This is a genomic window from Aquamicrobium ahrensii (assembly GCF_040545755.1).
Classification (GTDB): Bacteria; Pseudomonadota; Alphaproteobacteria; order Rhizobiales; family Rhizobiaceae; genus Mesorhizobium; species Mesorhizobium ahrensii.
Window position 1 is genome coordinate 45716 of sequence record NZ_JBEPMN010000002.1, and the last position, 17115, is coordinate 62830.

Annotated in this window: 13 protein-coding genes; 6 read left to right on the top strand and 7 right to left on the bottom strand. The window is 64.7% G+C overall.

Going from position 1 to position 17115, the window contains the following annotated elements; genetic code table 11:
* Positions 1-60: 60 nt before the first annotated feature.
* The 7 genes from ABID44_RS03160 to hutC form a co-directional block, all read right to left on the bottom strand.
* Positions 61-1557 (bottom strand): M81 family metallopeptidase, encoded by a 1497-nt coding sequence (locus ABID44_RS03160; protein ID WP_354150233.1) that lies wholly within the window; start codon positions 1555-1557, stop codon positions 61-63.
* Between the two features lie 252 nt (positions 1558-1809).
* Positions 1810-2304, bottom strand: a complete 495-nt coding sequence (locus ABID44_RS03165; protein WP_354150234.1) for a hypothetical protein — start codon at positions 2302-2304, stop codon at positions 1810-1812.
* Between the two features lie 58 nt (positions 2305-2362).
* Entirely contained in the window at positions 2363-3703 is a 1341-nt protein-coding gene (locus ABID44_RS03170; RefSeq protein ID WP_354150235.1) for an HlyD family type I secretion periplasmic adaptor subunit, read from the bottom strand.
* Entirely contained in the window at positions 3700-5964 is a 2265-nt protein-coding gene (locus ABID44_RS03175) for a type I secretion system permease/ATPase (RefSeq protein ID WP_354150236.1), read from the bottom strand. Before ABID44_RS03175 ends, ABID44_RS03170 begins: the two co-directional genes overlap by 4 nt.
* A gap of 42 nt (positions 5965-6006) precedes the next feature.
* Complete coding sequence (locus ABID44_RS03180; RefSeq protein ID WP_354150237.1) at positions 6007-7989, bottom strand: type I secretion protein; 1983 nt, start codon at positions 7987-7989, stop codon at positions 6007-6009.
* Between the two features lie 260 nt (positions 7990-8249).
* On the bottom strand, positions 8250-10001 hold the full coding sequence (locus ABID44_RS03185; protein ID WP_354150238.1) for a hypothetical protein: 1752 nt from the start codon (positions 9999-10001) through the stop codon (positions 8250-8252).
* Between the two features lie 423 nt (positions 10002-10424).
* A complete protein-coding gene (gene hutC, locus ABID44_RS03190) occupies positions 10425-11192 on the bottom strand; it encodes a histidine utilization transcriptional repressor HutC (protein ID WP_354150239.1) in 768 nt (255 codons plus the stop codon).
* A 380-nt stretch (positions 11193-11572) separates the two neighbouring features.
* Here hutC and ABID44_RS03195 point away from each other — a divergent pair, with 380 nt between their 5' ends.
* The 6 genes from ABID44_RS03195 (at position 11573) to ABID44_RS03220 (ending at position 17074) form a co-directional block, all read left to right on the top strand.
* Positions 11573-12733: a CaiB/BaiF CoA transferase family protein gene (locus tag ABID44_RS03195; RefSeq protein WP_378226455.1), complete on the top strand. Its 1161-nt coding sequence runs from the start codon at positions 11573-11575 to the stop codon at positions 12731-12733.
* Complete coding sequence (locus ABID44_RS03200) at positions 12720-13883, top strand: acyl-CoA dehydrogenase family protein (RefSeq protein WP_354150241.1); 1164 nt, start codon at positions 12720-12722, stop codon at positions 13881-13883. The genes ABID44_RS03195 and ABID44_RS03200 overlap by 14 nt, the downstream gene beginning before the upstream one ends.
* 215 nt (positions 13884-14098) lie before the next feature.
* Positions 14099-14917 carry a transporter substrate-binding domain-containing protein gene (locus ABID44_RS03205; protein WP_354150242.1) on the top strand — a complete coding sequence of 273 codons (819 nt, stop codon included), beginning with the start codon at positions 14099-14101 and terminating at the stop codon, positions 14915-14917.
* A 51-nt stretch (positions 14918-14968) separates the two neighbouring features.
* Positions 14969-15634, top strand: coding sequence for an amino acid ABC transporter permease (locus tag ABID44_RS03210; RefSeq protein WP_378226382.1), 666 nt, complete (start codon positions 14969-14971; stop codon positions 15632-15634).
* Entirely contained in the window at positions 15634-16296 is a 663-nt protein-coding gene (locus tag ABID44_RS03215) for an amino acid ABC transporter permease (protein ID WP_354150243.1), read from the top strand. Before ABID44_RS03210 ends, ABID44_RS03215 begins: the two co-directional genes overlap by 1 nt.
* Before the next feature lies 1 nt (position 16297).
* Entirely contained in the window at positions 16298-17074 is a 777-nt protein-coding gene (locus tag ABID44_RS03220) for an amino acid ABC transporter ATP-binding protein (RefSeq protein ID WP_354150244.1), read from the top strand.
* Positions 17075-17115 lie beyond the last annotated feature (41 nt).

Below are 17115 nucleotides of genomic sequence, written 5' to 3' on the forward strand. Positions count from 1 at the left end.
TTCCCGTTAGCATGACGCCTCTATGTCCGCTAGGCGAACTCCGCGGTTCCGACGCCTGTTTCATGGCCGCAGGAACGCCGGCGATACATGGCGATAAGGCAGGAGCGTCAGATCGGCCGGCGCGGGCCCCGGCGTGTCGACATCGATGATGGCTTCGCATAATTCGCCAAAACCCGCGCGGAAATGGTTCTTGGCCTTGGTGCAGAACAGCGCGATGCGGGTGAGGTCGAAACCATGCAGTGCGCACCACGCCGGATCGTTCACGCTCTGCGCGGTTTCTGCGATAACGACCGTGATGTTGCCGTTGCGAAGCACGGCCGTACGACCTGTCGCTTCCGTTCTTCCGTGCTCCATCGGCCCGGTATTGACGAAACGGCCGTCGGTCAGCAGCACGATCTCGCCCCTGAATGAGACGGGCGGGCCAAAAGCGTCTGTCAGCCGGCCTCCAAGCCGGGTGTCCAGAGTTGCGCCCACACCCGCTTCATGCGCCAGGGCCACAAGGTCCGGGTCGCAGAAGCTGGCGAACAACGCCGGAAACTCCGGGTTCATTTCGACCAGTGCGCGGAACAGGGCAGGCGTATCCCCCGCGCCGCCGGAAAGCGGGTTGTCTGCATTTTCCAAAATCGCGACCGGCCAGCGCCGGCCTTCCGCCAGCAGTTGCCGGGCCTGCCTCAGCCCTTGCGCCGCGTCAGGCAGGCAGGGCAAGAATTCCTTGTGCCGGCGCTTCATCCCGACGGCGAGTTTCTGCGCGCTTGCCAACGCCAGGCCGTGGGCCTGCTCGCCGCTGTCAGGGTAGCAGACCGTCACGGATGCGCCGGTCCATGGCGTGTCGGCATAGGCGAAGCCGCCGAACATCGTGATGTCGCCGAACCCTTGCGCTGCCTCGGTTTCGGCCGCAAGGCGCACCAGCGACCCCATCGGCTCGATGGCGGTGCGCATGGAATGGCTGGGCGGCAGCATGGGAACCGGCAACACCAGCGAGCGGAAACTTTCCGTTCCGCGCGCCATGCGGTCGAGCAGCGCAAGCGCTTTGGCCGCAGTCTGCGCCATGTCGATATGGGGATAGCTCTTGTAGCCGACGACGATGTCGGCGCATTCGCCGATGCGGGGATCGAGACAGGCGTGCATGTCGAAACTAACGGCGACCGGAACATGGGGCCCGACCGCGTCGCGTACGCGACGCAGCAGCGTGTGGTCCGGGCCCGGATCCTCCGTTCCCGAAATCGCGCCATGCAGGGAAATATAGACGCCGTCCCACGGACCATCAGCCAGGCCGGCAATGATCTCGTCGAAAATGGCGTTCAGCCCCGCCTGCTCCACGGGGCCGCCGGGCGGAGCCGAGGTGCAGCGCAGGAAAACCCCGTCCCAGTCCTCGCGCGCCTGAAGGAACGAGACCACTGCGCCCATTTCGGTGGCCGTGTCCTGATAAGCGTCGCGCGCGTCGGGGCCGCATTGCCATTCACGCATACGGAAGCGGTCGAGACCGGTCGGAACGGGGGAAAAGGCATTGGCTTCGTGCCACACCCGCGCGATGGCCAGACGCCGCACCGCATTCATTGGATTCTCCATGGCTGATGGATGCGCAGGGCATCATTCGGGGTTCGGGATTGTCCGTATAATGAATTTATGTTCACTATGCGGACAATCCTAGTGCCGGAGTTCCATTTCTGTCAATGAGAAGAAGAAGAAGGATGGTCGCTTCATTCACAGGCCGCGCATGCAAGTCGCAGGCGGCGCGCATGGCCGGGGTAGCGCTCGCATCGTGATGACGGGACCGCACAGCATCGCAGGGCGCGCCGCCCTGTCTTTTCAGAGTGGAAAGCCGTGGCGGCGGGCAAGCGCCCAGATTTCGCGGTTGGTCTCCGCCAGCCGGTTGATCGAGCGGGTGATGTTGGCGATTTCGTCGGCGTCGATGGCGTCCATCTTGCCATATCTGAGCTGGTCGCCGGATTCGGAGACCCGCATCAGCAGGGTGGAGACATTGTCACCGGTGTCGTCGAACGAATAGATGCAGTGGTTGTATTTGTTGCGCAGCTTCGCTTCGGCCATCATCTTGCGGGTGACGTCCAGCACGTCCTTGCGAACAGGCGCGGGCATGCGCGCCATCTTGGCCAGCCGCTCGACCAGATCGACGCGGGCGCGCGTGGTGTTGAGGGTCAGGAAGATGATGGTGGCCGTTTCCTTGTCGACCACGGCCAGCCCTGCGATCAGGTGGATGAGAAGGCTTTCGGTGTTGGTCCAGGTATAGTTGAGCTGACCCAGAAGGGTCAGCACATCCTTGAAAGGCGGCGCCGATCGGTTCATCGCGAGGCTGCTTGTTTGCCCAAGACCGGCTGATGGTAGCACCGCACGCAGGGCCCGTCTAATCCTCCCGGAAGGCGCGGTTCATGCTGTCTCGAATGGGTTTCGACAGGTAGTCGAAGAAAGTGCGCTCCGCCGTCTGGATCAGGACCTCGGCCGGCATGCCGGGCGTCGGCAGGAAGCCATGTACGCGCGCCAGTTCGCTGGGCGGAAGGCGTACGCGCGCAAGGTAGATCTCGCGCACCTCCTGTATCGATTGCTCGCGCAGCGCATCGGCCGAGACGTAGTAGACCGTCCCGGTCAGCACCGGCGTGGTGCGCTGGTTCAGTGCGGTGAGCCGCACCGTGGCCTCCTGCCCGGCGCGCACAGAATCGATCTTGGTGCGCGGTATCTGCGCCTCGATGATGAGGGGCACGTCTGACGGCAGGATTTCGGCGATGCTCTTGCCGCTTTCGATAACGCCGCCCGCCGTATGGTAATAGAGCCGGACCACGGTTCCGCTGACCGGCGCGTTGATGGTCGCCCGGCGCAGCACGTTCTCGGCGGTGCGCGATTGCTCGCGCACCGAATCCAGTTCCGCCTCGACGCTCTGCAGCTCGTCCAGCGCCGCCTGCCGGTAGGCGGCGAGCGTCTGCTGTTTCTGCTGGCGATAGCGCGACATCTGCGACCGTGTCTCGTCGATTTCGGCGGTCAGCCTTCCGCTCTGGCCGTCCGCCTCGGCCATGGCCCGCCGGATGGCCGATATCTCGGGTTTGCGCAGCAGGCCCTGGTCGTAGAGCTTCTGTTTGCCGGCATACTCGTCGTTGAGGAAGCCGATCTGTCGCTTCAACGCCTCGTGTTGCGCCTCGTAGCCGCCGGCGCGGAATTCCAGCGCGGCGATGTTGTTGTTGAGCAACTCGATCTCGCTGGTGAGCTTGCGTTGCGAGGCTTCGAAATTCAGCCGCTGACTGGCGAGGATTTCGGCGATTTCGGGATCGACGGCGTTGCCGGTCAACTCGGCCGGGAAGGCGATGCTGGGGCGCTCCTCGGATTGCGCGGTCAGCCGCGCCACGATGGCCTCCAGCCGTGCACGGCGCAGGAAGAGCTGGCGCTCATTGGACAGCGCGGAGGTTTCGTCGAGTTGCACAAGCGGCTGGCCTTCCATCACATGATCGCCCTCGGAAACGAGGATTTCCCTGATGACGCCGCCTTCCAGATGCTGGACGATCTTGTTCTGGCCGGTAGCCACGAAACTGCCTTGCGCGATGACGGCGGCGGCGAGCGGCGCGAACCCGGCCCACAGGCCGAAACCGCCGAAACACACGACCAGCAACAGCACGCCGGCGATGCTTTGTTTGCGGATGGAGCGGGGGACTTCTGCATACCAGGTGAGGTCATGCAGCTTTGCGATATCCGTGCTCATGCCGCACCTGCCTTTGCCATGGTGGCTGGGGCCATGTTGGTGGGGGCGATGCCTGCCGGGCTCATGCCGGGTTGGGGGGTTGCCGGCTGGGCCATTCCGGGCTGGGGCAGCCGCTCGCCGAACGGATTGCCATCCAGATGTCCCGCGCTATAGGCCGCCAGCGCCCGCAGCACCTCGTCGCGCCGGCCGAACATGGAAATGGTGCCGTTGGTCATCAGCAGGATCTTGTCGACATGGCGTAGCAGTGACGGCCGCTGGGTGATCACGACCACCGTGATGCGGTTTTCCTTGGCGTGGCGCAGCGCGCGCGCAAGGGCGGCGTCGCCCGAGGCGTCGAGATTGGAGTTCGGCTCATCGAGCACGATCATGCGCGGATCGCCGAAGAAGGCGCGGGCAAGGGCGATACGCTGCTTCTGCCCGCCCGAAAGCGGCGATCCGTCGGCCGCCACCAGCGTCTCATAGCCTTGCGGAAAAGTGGCGATCATCTCATGCACGTCGGCGAGGATCGCGGCGCGGTAGATTTCGCTGTCCTCCACGTCGTCGCGCATGCGTGCGATATTGGCCTTGATCGAGCCGGGGAAGAGCTGCACGTCCTGCGGCAGATAGCCGATATTGTCGCCGAACTGGCGCTGATCCCAGTTGCGCAGATCCATCAGATCGAGGCGCACAGCGCCCGAAGTCGGCAGGATGGAGCCGACCAGCATCTTGCCGAGCGTCGTCTTGCCCGCGCCCGAATTGCCGATGACGGCGAGCGAGTCGCCCGGCTGAAGCGAGAAATTGATGCCGTTGAGCACCACGCGTTTGGTGCCCATCGGCACATAGAGCACGCGCTCCACGTCGAGCCGGCCTTCGGGATTGGGCAGCACCAGCCGTTCGAGATTGAGCGGTGAGGACCGCAGCAGCGCGCTGATGCGGCCATAGGCGCCGCGTGACAGGATGAACTGGTTCCAGCCTTCGATGGAACCTTCGATCGGGGCCAGCGCGCGGCCGGCGATGATCGAGGCGGCGATCACCATTCCTCCGGTGATCTCGCCCTCGATGGCGAGGAACGCGCCCCAGCCGAGCAGCGCCACCTGCGTCAGCAGGCGGATCGCGCGCGAGGTGGCGGCGGACACGATGTTGCGGTCCTGCGCCTTCACCTGCGCCTTCAGCGAGCCGGCCGTGTCCTGCCCCCAGATCTTCACCGCCTCGGGGATCATCGCCAGCGCGTTGATGATCTGCGAATTGCGGGCCATGGAGTCGAGATGCAGGTTGGCGCGGCTTTGGAAGACGTTGGCCTCGCCAAATGGGGTGGCGGTCACCCGCTGGTTGACGAAGGCGACAACCAGCAGAAGCAGGCCGGACAGTATGATGATGCTGCCCAGATGCGGATGCACCAGATAGACGGCCAGTATGAACAGCGGCGCGAAGGGGATGTCGAGGAAGGACAGCAAGGTTCCCGAGACGAGGAACGAACGCAATTGCTGGAGGTCGCCCAGCGTCTGGTATTCGCGGCCCGAGCCATGCAGCGAGGCGCGGGCGGCGGCGCTCAGGATCGGCGCGCCAAGCTGGGCCGCAACCTCCACCGCGGTGCGCATCAGGATGAAGCGGCGGATGGCGTCGAACGTCGCCTGCAGGAGCACGGCGCCGACGATGACGATGGTGAGCATGACCAGCGTGTCGGTCGAGCGGCTGGTCAGCACCCGGTCCGATATCTGGAACAGATAGACCGGGATGGCCAGCACCAGAACATTGCTGGCGTTGGTGAACAGGAACACCATCAAAAGGTTCTTGCGAACCGCGCCAAGTCCGGCGCTGAGGCTCTTCGACAGGTCCACCGGCCCGAGGCGGCGATGGAAGGGACCGGAGCCGCCATTCCCATCCTTCTGGCCGCCGCCGGCCTTGTCGTCGGCGATGGCATAGCGGCCGGCCGGCGAGGGAGGCTGGCCCGCGTCGCGCCCCTGCGGCTGCGGCCGCGCCTGTATCGGGCCGCTCTCGCCATCCAGGATGACCGTCGCGCCCGGCCGGGCCGCTTCGGGTCCGGATTGTTGCGGTTGTCGCATCGTGTTCTCCGGCTCCGGATCGCCGCGCGCCCTTTCGGATGCGGCCTGACGATCCGCCTGCTTGCTGCATCGGTGCTCCGAAACGGCATCCTCGACGGAGAGTTCGATCTCCCTTTCGAGCGCCGCCAGCACTCGTATCAACTGCCCTGTGTCGGGCTCGCGAAATGTCGTGTTGCCTGGTGCGGCCTGAGACGCCGCCGTTGCCTGAAACCTCTCCATGAAGACGCTCCCCTCCGTCCGGACCGGTCAGTATGGTTCGTATCAACTCAGCATGGTCTGCATCACGTCCGCCGAACCGGCCCCTGGCGCGATGCCGTCATGAACCGGGCCGCCGTCGTCGGCGTCCGGCGTCAGCATGTCGTCGCTCAGGAACACCACGGCTTCGCTCACCAGCGCATTGGCGTCCTGCATGTAGAGGCTGCTGCTGTCGTTCGAGATCAGCTCGGCCTGGATGAGCAGCTCGTCCGAATAGACATGGCCGCCGGCATAGACTGTCGAATCGACGCCGCCGTCGACGATATGGGCATGATTGACGAGGGCGTTGGCGCCGGTCGAGATGTTCCAGTCCGCATCGGCGTAAGCGCCCGCCTGATCCATCGCCAGCGCCACCTGATCGGCGTCGCCGAGAATATTGGTCTGGCTGATATATTGAAGATCGATCACATCACCGGAAATGTAGAGCACCTTCAGACCCGTCAGTCCGCCGAAGGCGTCATGCTGAAGCAGGCCGGATGGTGCATCTGCGGGGCCGGAAGCGAGCTTGTCGGCCGCCTCTTGGAAGGACGGGGGCAGGCCCTCGAAGTTCATCGTTCCATATTGTGTGATCGACGCCTGATTCCACAAAAGGTTGCCGCCGGTGGACAGCGAGGCGTCGCCCGAGGTCTGGAAGTCCCCAACGGTCGCGATGAGATCATCGTCGAGCAGGATGTTGGTCTGGCTGATGATGTTGCCGTGGTAGATGGAGCCGCCGACGATGATGAGGTCGTAATAGCTCCCCAGTTCGGCGAGCGAAGCGATGTTGACGACCGTGTTGCCACCGAGCGTGATGGTGGCGCCGCCGCCGCTGGCCGACATCACCGTGACGTCGTTGTCCTGCACGAAGCTGATCTGCTTGATCCAGTTGGCGATCAGGAGATCGCCGTCGATGCGGGCGACCTGCCAGTAGGAGGGGAAGCCGGAGCCGCCGGCCGGCTCTGCGCCATAGGCCGGGTTGGAAATGGTCTCGATGGTGGCGACGTTGAAGCCTTGAGTCGGCGTGCTGGTCAGCGTCTGCCAGCCGCCCAGAGCGTCGGAGACCGCATCGCAATCGCTCCAGACATTCGTCTGGCTGATGGCGTTGACGTGGACATAATTGCCCGCCGTGGCGACCACCGGCGCGCCGTACCAGTTGTTGACCAGCACGGCCTCGTTCACCAGCAGATTGCCTCCCGCTTCCAGTTCGATCTTTGAATTGTGCGAGTGGTCGACGCCGGTTGGCGTGGGCGTGTCGTCTTCGGTCTCTTCAGGCGGCGGCCGGAACTTCGCCGGCAGGAGATCCTCGAGGACCGGCGCTTCGTCCACGCTTTCGCCGTTGACATGGATGCCGGCCGTGGCTTCGCCGTGAGCGACGAAGAGACTGCCGCCGGCGGGCGCTGCATCGGGCAGCGTATCGGCGGACTCCGTGACATGCAGGATGAAATCGCCCGCGTCGGCCTCCGTATGCAAGCTCTCCATGGCGGCCAGTGGCTGGAAATGCGAGGCGGCTTCGACAAGCTGGGCGAGGGCGGCGACCGGGTCGCCCGCAATCTGCACGCCGAGCCCATGACTGCCGATCGTCAGCACGTCGTTGTCGACGAGTTGCGCTTCCTGCCGAAGATAGAGAGCGAGCGAGCCGATAGGCTCATATTCGGGGATCACCCTGTCCCCCATCCCCGGCATATCATGCCGGGGAGTGTGCCCGAACACCTTGGTCAGGTTTCCGGGCGGAATATGCAGCGGGATCGGCTGATGGGAAACCGGCGTGACAATGGCCGTCGACACCATGTCGAAGGCGGGTGGCGCATAGGTCACCTTCGCCACGAACTGCCCCAGCGTGTAGGGGCTGACCATGTTCAGCTTGATGTCGAGAAGATCGGGTGTTTCGGGCGGCGCTTCGCGCTGGGCGGTGAACTTTGCGTAGTCCAGCCGCAGCCGCACATCCTCGACGGTTTGGGAAAACACTCCGATGAAATGGGCGATGATCTCGGTGGTCGAGTCCATATGCATGGTGCACTACCTCGCTGGCTTGCCAGCAGAACCGTTGGTCAGGGCCGCCCGCCCCATGCGATGCTCCTGGCCGTGCCGATCTGCCGAACGGCGCAGGGCTTCAGTCCAGATCTGCCTCCCCCGTTTTTCGTGCCTCGTTTTCCATGATCGCCCGCTGCGGGCATGAAGGGAAAAGTGCGGAGCTGTGCACGGGGACCATGCACAGCTCCAGAACCCGACGTCCTTGGGGGGAGAGGACGCCGGACCCGTGGACGGCTTTTTTATCCGTCGTCTTCCCCGACCAGCGTGCTGATCAGGTCGCCGCCGACCACAGTCATGTCGACCGTGTTGCCAAGGACGTTCGCGCCCATGACAATCTGCTGGTTGAAGGCGCTGGTGTCGACGAGCGCGCTGGCGCTGGCTTGCGACGATCCGGTGACAAAGCCGTCATCGCCATTGTTGGAGCCCCACATTCCACCTGCGCCGCCTGCGCCGCCTGCGCCCGTGGTGGCGATGCCGCCCATGCCGCCGAAGCCGCCATTGCCGCCGGAGACTTCACCGGCCCATGCCGCGCCGCCGTCGCCGCCGGCAGCCAGAGCCCAGCCGCCGATGCCCGCGCCGCCGTCGCCGCCAGCACCGCCGGTGCCGCCGCCGAGACCAAGGCCGATGCCCTGGCCAGCGCCGAGGCCGAGGCCGCCACCGCCATCGGCGTCGCCGCCCATGCCGCCTGCGCCACCCATGCCACCCATGCCGCCGGAGCCTGCGCCGCCCATGCCGCCGAAGCCGTCACCGCCGAGGCCGCCGTTTCCGGCGCCGCCTGCACCGCCGAGGCCGCCTGCGCCACCGGCGCCGCCGCCGGCTGCCGCTGCATCAGCCGCCGCGGCCGCCGCGCCGGCAAGTCCCGACGCCGCTGCAGCATCCGCCGCCGCCGCCGCCGCGCCTGCGCCACCGTTGCCGGCCGTGCCGCCGCTGCCGCCATAGCCGCCGGTGCCTGCGCCGCCGGAGCCGCCGGAACCCGCGCCGCCAGCGCCGCCATAGGCTGCGCCGCCGCCGCCGCCGGAGCCGCCCGCGCCGCCGTCACCGCCCGCGCCGCCGTCGCCGCCTGCGCCGATGCCGACGCCAAGGCCGCCGAGCCCGAGCCCGAAGCCGGTGCCTGACGCGCCGTCGCCGGCATCCGCGCCGTTGCCGTCGCCGGCGCTTGCGCTGGTGTGGCCGCCGAAGCCGCCGAAGGCGTCGGAACCATAGGCCGAGCCGCGTCCGCCGCCGCCGCCATCGGCATTGGCCTCGCCGCCGCCTTCACCGCCGCCGCCGCCGGCATTTATGCCGTCGCCGGTCTTGGCGAAGCCGCCCGTGGCGCTGCCCTGCTGCTGGAAGTTGCCGTTGTTATGGACCTGCGGGTCCTTCAGAATGTCGTTGTCGACCAGATCGTTGACCTGGTTGAATACAAAGGCGTTGTTGCCGGATCCGTTCAGCGAACCGTTGAGAATGTCTTCGAAGGACACGTCGTCACCCGGATCGTAGGAAATCACGCCGTCGCGATTGATGAAGAGCTGATCGACCCTGGCGCCGCCGTAAATGTCGACGTCGGCGAAGTCGTTGTCGCTGGGGATGATGCCATCCAGACCCAGGTTGACCGAGGTCGATACAGAGGTCGCGACATTGGTTGCGACGTCCGTGGTGTTCGTCGCCACGTTCTCGGCAACGTTTCCGGCGGCATTGGCCGCAGCATTGCTGGCCGCGTTGTTCGCGGCGTTGCCGGCCTGGTTCGAGGCGCCGTTGCTCGCGGAATTCCCCGCGGAATTGCTGGCGTTGTTGCCCGCATTGTTGCCGGCGTTGTTATTTGCCTCGTTGGCGGCCGTGTTCTGCGCGGTCTGCTCCTGACCCTGGTTCTGCCAGGAGTCCTGATCCTGGTTCTGGTGCTGGTCCTGTCCCTGATCCTGGTGTTGGTCCTGATCCTGGCTCTGGTCCTGATTGCCCAGCGGCCACCAAGGGAGATAAAGGCCAAACCCGCCTAACCCGTTATTGTTTCCCATGATCGTGTCCTCGATTAAAGAACCGTGCGACACGATCACCCGTCATCTGTCAGGCGATATGGTGCCGGCACGGTTCCACTGGTTCGACGACCGAAGCGGTCGCCGTCTGCTTTGTGTGCATCCCCCCCACGAAGATGGACAATGCACTGCTTGTTTGGGCACTGCTTGTTGGCCGGAAGCTTTCTTCCCGGAAACGCGGAACCCCCCTGTTCAGGAACCCTCGATCCCATTCCGGAAGTTCTGGCTGGTCCGGCGTTTGGACTGTCGCGCCGGACGTCGCCATTGAACAGTTGCACCTGCGTCGTAACACCATGCGCAATGGGGCAATGGACGCGCAGTTCCTCATCCGGGAGGATGGGGATTAGGGAAGGGGATTACGACCGCCAGGCTACGCGGATTAATCCATACGGGAATGGCCGATGATCAGGAGATGCGCGGCGTGCGCGTCTCTCCCGGGGACCAGTTGCTTTTCGCGTAGCCGCCGTCGGTGCTGATGAGGTGCCCCGGCTGGCACGCGACACGGACTGTGGTGATCGGCCCCAGATCGTTCCATGTCGTGCGCTGCATGACGAGCAGCGCCTCACCTTGCCTGGTTTGGAGGAGGCGCGCTTCGCGCTTGTCCGCGTTGGCGGCGGTGAAAGCGAGCTCGGCGCGCAGGTAGGGTGCGTTCTGCACCAGCCATTCATTGGCGTTGAGCTGCCAGAAATCGACACCGTCCAGCCCCGGCGCCGAACTGGTGTTGATCCACCGGTCCTCGAGCTGGAAGGGACGGCCATCGCCATAATGCACTGCGCGCATGTGGACCAGCAGCTTGCCTTCCGGCAGGCCGAGACGCGCGCCGATGTCCGCGGGTACAGGGCTGCGGCGCTGCGCCACAACGCGGTAGCTGTAGGCCATGCCGGCCTGCTCGACCTGTTCGCGCACGATGGAAATGGACACTGTCGCCTTGCGCGTGGGGTTGACCGTAACGCGCGTGCCGGCCCGGCGGCGGCGGTCGAGGAGCCCTTCATCGGCCAGCAGTTGCAGCGCTTTGTTGACGGTCGCGCGCGCCGCGTCGAATTCGATGGCGAGATCGGCTTCGTCGGGAATGCGCTCGCCCTGCCGCCATTCGAGCTCGATGATGCGGCGCCGCACCTCGTTGGCGATGTTCAGCGCCTTGGGGGATGTCGATCCGGCCGGTCTTGCGGGCATTCGTTTTCTCCTCCCTGGCCGCCTTCCCATGCAAAGCGGCATGAAACAGCGCGATGGCGTACGAAAGCTGGTTCCTCCGCAGCTTTCCCGGCGGCCCGTTCAAGTGGTCGCAAACGCATTGTCACGAGACCACTGGGGCAATTCATCGACATAAGTTTATACATAGACAAAAGATAAGTATAGACATAGAGGCATTGTTGTTGTTAGGGTCATGCCGGGTGAGGAGAGTGATCGCGGCGCCGGTCAGGCGGCCGGATTGTCCGGACCCTGCTGATATTTTCGTCGCATCGGGTTCGTCCCATGCGTGCCTGGAGGCTGACATGCCTGAACCCGTTCCGGCCGGATATGAGCGGATTGATGCGCCCGCGACGGGAGCGCGCATGAGCGGGCCGCTGAACGGAATCAGGGTTCTCGACCTTTCGCGGGTTCTGGCCGGCCCCTATTGCACGGCGTTGCTGGCCGATCTTGGTGCGGAAATCATCAAGCTGGAGCCGCCCGCGGGCGATGACTACCGTCATATCGGCCCGTTCAAGGACGGTGAAAGCGCGCTTTTCACGCTGAACAATCGCGGCAAGAAGAGCCTTGCGCTGGACCTCAAGAAGCCTGCCCACCTGAAACTTGCGCAGGAGCTGGCCGCCCGCGTCGACGTGGTGGTCGAGAATTTCCGCCCCGGCGTCGCCGCACGGCTTGGACTTGGTGCAGAGGCGTTGCGTGCAGCCAATCCGCGCCTGATCTACTGCTCGATTTCCGGTTTCGGTCAGGAGGGGCCATTCACGGACCTGCCCGCCTACGATCTGGTCGTGCAGGCTATGTCGGGTCTGATGGCGTCGACGGGCGAGGAGGGCGGTGCGCCGCTGAAGACCGGAGAAAGCGTCGCCGATCTGATCGCCGGCCTCTTCGCAGGCTGGTCGATCATGGCTGCGCTGGTGCAGCGCAATGCGACGGGGCGGGGCGCAAGCCTTGACGTCGCCATGTATGACGCTCTCTTCTCCATGCTGACGACGAGCCACGCCCAGTATCTCTATGATGGTGTGACTCCCGGCCGTGTTGGCAACCGTCACCCGCTTTCGACCCCCTTCGGCTGCTTCGGGACAAGCGACGGGCAGGTGGTCATCGCCGTGCTGAATGGCGGTCAGTTCCAGCGTCTGGCGGCGCTGATCGGCAAGCCGGGGATCGCGGACGATCCACGCTTTGCAAGCGACAGCAGCCGCACGGAAAACGAGCCGGCGCTACGGGCGCTGATCGAGGAGTGGTCGGGCGCGCTGACGACCGAGGAAGCCGTCGCCGCCCTGTCGGCTCAGAGCCTGCCCACCGCGCCGATCTGGGACATTGCGCAGGCCGCCAACAATGAGCACGCCATCCGGCGAGGTCTGGTGAGCGAGTTGCCGCATCCGGTTCTCGGCCGCGCGCCGGTTGTCGGTCAGCCCGTGCGTTTCGACGGCGTCAAGCCCGTCGCCCCGGCCTCTGCGCCGCGCCTTGGCGGCGACATCGAGGCGGTCCTGAAGGAATTTGGACTGGAGTATCCGCATGACGCAGATTGACGATCCCTGGCACATGCTTTCCGAAGAGGAGCGCATGTTCTGCGAGGTGCTGGAGCGCATCTGCGCAGACAAGATCGCGCCGCTCGCCGCCGACACCGACGAGTCCTCGCGTTTCGTGCATGAGCAGCTCGCCACGCTCGGCGAAGCGGGCATGATGGGCGCCAACCTGCCGGAAGCCTATGAGGGCGGCGGCATTTCCGCGCCTGCGCTGTTGCGGGCGGTGTCCATCGTCGCCGGCGCTTGTGGCTCCACCGCTTCGGCGCTCACCGCGCATTATCTGGCGACCGATTCGATCCTGATCGGTGGCACGGCGGAGCAGAAGCGGGAATGGCTGCCGAAAGCGGCTTCCGGCGAGGCGCTGGGTGCGTTCGCGCTTACCGAGCCCACCGCCGGCTCCGATCCCGCCGACATGAAGACGCGCGCGCGCCGTACTGAGACAGGCTGGCGCCTCAAGGGCGCCAAGTGTTTCATTTCCAATGGCGGCGTGGCCGATTTCCTCGTCGTCTATGCGGTGACCGATCCCGAAAAGGCGCATCGCGGCATTTCGGCTTTCATCCTGCCCAAGGGCACGCCGGGCCTGGAAGCCGGCGCACCTGAAAAGACCATGGGTCTCAAGGGCGGCCATGTCTTCACCATCAATCTCGACTGCGAACTGCCCGCGAACGCGCTACTGGGTGAAGAGGGCAAGGGCTTCCGAACCGCCATGCAGGTTCTGGACAATGGCCGCATCGAGGTGGCTGCGCAGTGCCTTGGCATGGCCAAAGCCGCGGTGGACGCCGCCATCGGCTATGCGAAGGAGCGCGTGATCGGCGGTGTCGCGCTGTCGGAGCGGCAGGGCATACGCTGGATGATCGCCGACATGGGGCTCGCCTACAAATCCGCGCTGCTTCTGTCGCAGGAAGCCGCCCGCCAGCGTGATCTGGCGCATGAGCATGGCGGGCGCTTCTCGCTGGCGTCTTCCATGGCCAAGCTCGGCGCTTCGGAGGCCGCCGGCAAGATCGCGGACACCGCGCTGCAACTGCATGGCGGTTATGGCTACACGCGCGACTTCCCGGTCGAACGCATCAACCGGGACCTTCGCATCATGCGGATTTACGAGGGGTCGAGCGAGATTCAGCGTATCATTATCTCGGGCAACATGCTGACCTGATAGGGGCCATACTTTGGTAGGCTTTGCGTTGCGGTCACTGGTGGCGCGTTGAAAAATGAACAATAACGAGGTCTCGGACTCACGTATATGAGCGCAATGGCGAGCGTCCGGTGATGGCGTCAGAGGGCAAGCACCGGTCCGGCGTCCGCAAAACGCGGCCATTCCGGTCAAATCCGTGAATTCACGACATAAACCTGTCCAGCAAGGAGAACGAAATGACACTTTCCAGAATTCTGAAATCGGCCCTCGCCGGCATAGCGCTGATGGCTCTCGCGGCTCCCGCCAGCGCGGATCAGCTCGATGACATCAAGGCCGCAGGCAAGATCGTCACCGCGACCGACATGCACTACGCCCCCTTCGACATGCTCATCGATGGCGTCTATCAGGGCATGACCAAGGACCTGTTCGACGAGGTCGCCAAGGAAATCGGCGTTGAGCCTGTTTACCAGGACATTCCGTGGACCGCCGAATTGCCCGGCCTCGAGGTCAAGAAATTCGACATCGTCATCGCGCCTGTCACCATCACGCCGGAGCGTCTTGAGCGCTACACCTTCACCCTGCCGATCGCCGACGCCACCGTTTCGCTGGTGCGCGCCGCCAGCAACACCGAGCTGCAGAAGCCGGAGGACATCAAGGGCAAGACCGTCGGCGTTCAGCAGGGCACCGCGCAGTTCCGCCAGCTTGAGGCTTATGGCAAGGAACTCGGCGGCGTGAACGTCAAGGAATATGGCACCACCGACGAGGCCTATGCCGATCTCGCAGCCGGTCGTCTTGACGCCGTCGCAGGCTCGTTGCCGAACCTGACCTATCTGGTGAAGAACCGTGGCGAGACCTTCGCCCTGTTCGAACCGGCTTCCTTCGGCCAGCCGACCTATTTCGCGTGGGTTCTGCGCAAGGAAGCCGACACCGAAAGCTTCGCCAAGGCCATCGGCGACGCCATGCTGAAGATGACCGATGACGGCCGCGTCAAGGCCATCCAGGAGAAGTGGCTGGGTTCCTACACCGAACTGCCGCGCGAAGTTCCGACCAAGTAATATTATGCCGCGGGCGGGTTCACCCGCCCGCGTTTTTCCCGGACCGCCGGGATGGCAAGCGGAGGCGCGATGTTCTCGATCCCGACCTTTCTCGACAGTTTCGGGCCACTCTTCTGGGCGGCGCGCTATACGCTGCTGATCTCCGTTCTGGGCATTAGCCTGGGGCTGGTCATCGGCGCGCTGGTTTGCGCCGCGGCGCTCTCGCCGGTGGTCTGGCTGCGCCGCATCGCCGGCCTGTGGGTCAGCTTCCTGCGCGGCGTGCCACTGCTTGTCCAGCTTCTGCTGTTCTACTATCTGCTGCCTGTCATCGGCATAGACGTTCCGGCGATGGTTGCGGCCGTGGTCACGGTCGGCATCTGCGCCAGCGCCTATATTTCGGAAATCTGGCGCGGCGCCATCAACGCCTTGCCGAGGGGGCAGGCCGAGGCCGCCACCGCCATCGGCATGGCCCCGCCCGCCATCTGGGCCCGGATCGTGCTGCCGCAGGCGATCACCCTGTCGCTGCCGGCGCTGATCAATGAGCTGATCCTGCTGGTGAAGGCGTCGTCGCTGGTTTCGGTCGTCGGCATTCTGGAGCTGACGCGCGCCAGCCAGGCGCAGGCGGCCACCACTTTCCGTCCGCTCGAAGTCTATCTCGCCGCCGCCTGCATCTATCTCATCATCAATCTGTGCCTGGCCGCTTTTGGGCGTTACCTCGAACACAGGATGGCCGTGTAATGGAATGGAACATCCTGCAGCAATACGGACCGATGCTGCTGCGCGGCTTCGGCCTCACCATCCTGTGCTGGCTGCTGGGCACGATCTTCGGCATGGTGCTGGGTCTGGTCATCGCGCTTGTGCAGCGCTATGCGCCGCGCCCCGTCGGCTGGCTGGTGCAGGCCTATATCGAGGTCATTCGTGGCACGCCCTTCCTCGTGCAGCTCTTCGTCCTCTATTATGGCGGCCCGCTGATCGGTCTTCGGCTTGATGCGCTGCCGGCTGGCATCCTTGGTCTGACCGTCTATGGCAGCCCCTATTTCGCGGAAATCTTCCGTTCGGGTTTCCGCGCCGTTCCCATCGGCCAGATCGAGGCCGCGCGGGCGATCGGTATGTCGGAACCGACAATCGTGCGCCGCATCCTGCTGCCGCTCGGTCTGGTTTCGGCGCTGCCGGCGCTGGTGAACTTCTCGATCATCCTGACCAAGGAGACGGTGATCCTGTCGATCATCACTGTGCCCGAGCTGATGTACCAGACCCAGCGCATGTCCACCGAGACCTTCCGCTATCTGGAGGCGAACCTCGTGCTGGCGCTGTTCTTCTGGGCCCTGGTCGAAACCATCTCGCGCTTTGGTCGCCGGCTTGAAAAGCGCATTACCGGTTATCTCATTGAAAGGACGTAAGATGCTCGCCGCGTCATCCGTCGAAATCCGCAAGGTCAATAAATACTACGCCAAATTCCAGGCGCTGAAGGATGTCGACCTCTCCATCCCGCCGGGCAAGGTCACCTGCCTGATCGGCCCGTCCGGCTCGGGCAAGTCCACGCTGCTGCGCTGCATCAACTTCCTCGAGGAGTATGATTCCGGCGAGGTGCGGATCGATGACCAGCTGATCGGCTATGAAAGCCCCGGCGGGCGCAAGATGGCCGGACGCAAGCTGCGCGACATGCGCCGTTCCATCGGCATGGTGTTCCAGCAGTTCAACCTGTGGCCGCACATGACCGCGCTTCAGAACGTGGCCGAAGGTCTGATCCGCGTTCGCGGCATGAAGAAGGCCGACGCCGAGGCGCGCGCGGCGGAAGCGCTGAACAAGGTCGGCCTCGGCGATAAGATGGCCAACCATCCCTCGCGCCTGTCCGGCGGCCAGCAGCAGCGCGTGGCGATCGCCCGCGCCATCGCCATGGAACCGCGTCTGATGCTGTTCGACGAGCCGACCTCGGCGCTGGATCCCGAACTCGTGGGCGAGGTGCTCAACGTCATGAAGGCGCTGGCGTCGGAAGGCATCACCATGGTCGTCGTCACCCATGAGATGGGCTTCGCCGCCCATGTCGCCGATCAGGTGGCGTTCATGGAGAAAGGCGAGCTTGTCGGCGTCGACGCGCCCAGCGGCATTCTCCATCATCCGGAAGACCCGCGCATTCAGGCCTTCCTGCGCACCTATCACGAACGCAACAGCTTCTGACGGCGAGGCGCGGCGAAAGAAATCCCCGTGCCTGATAAATT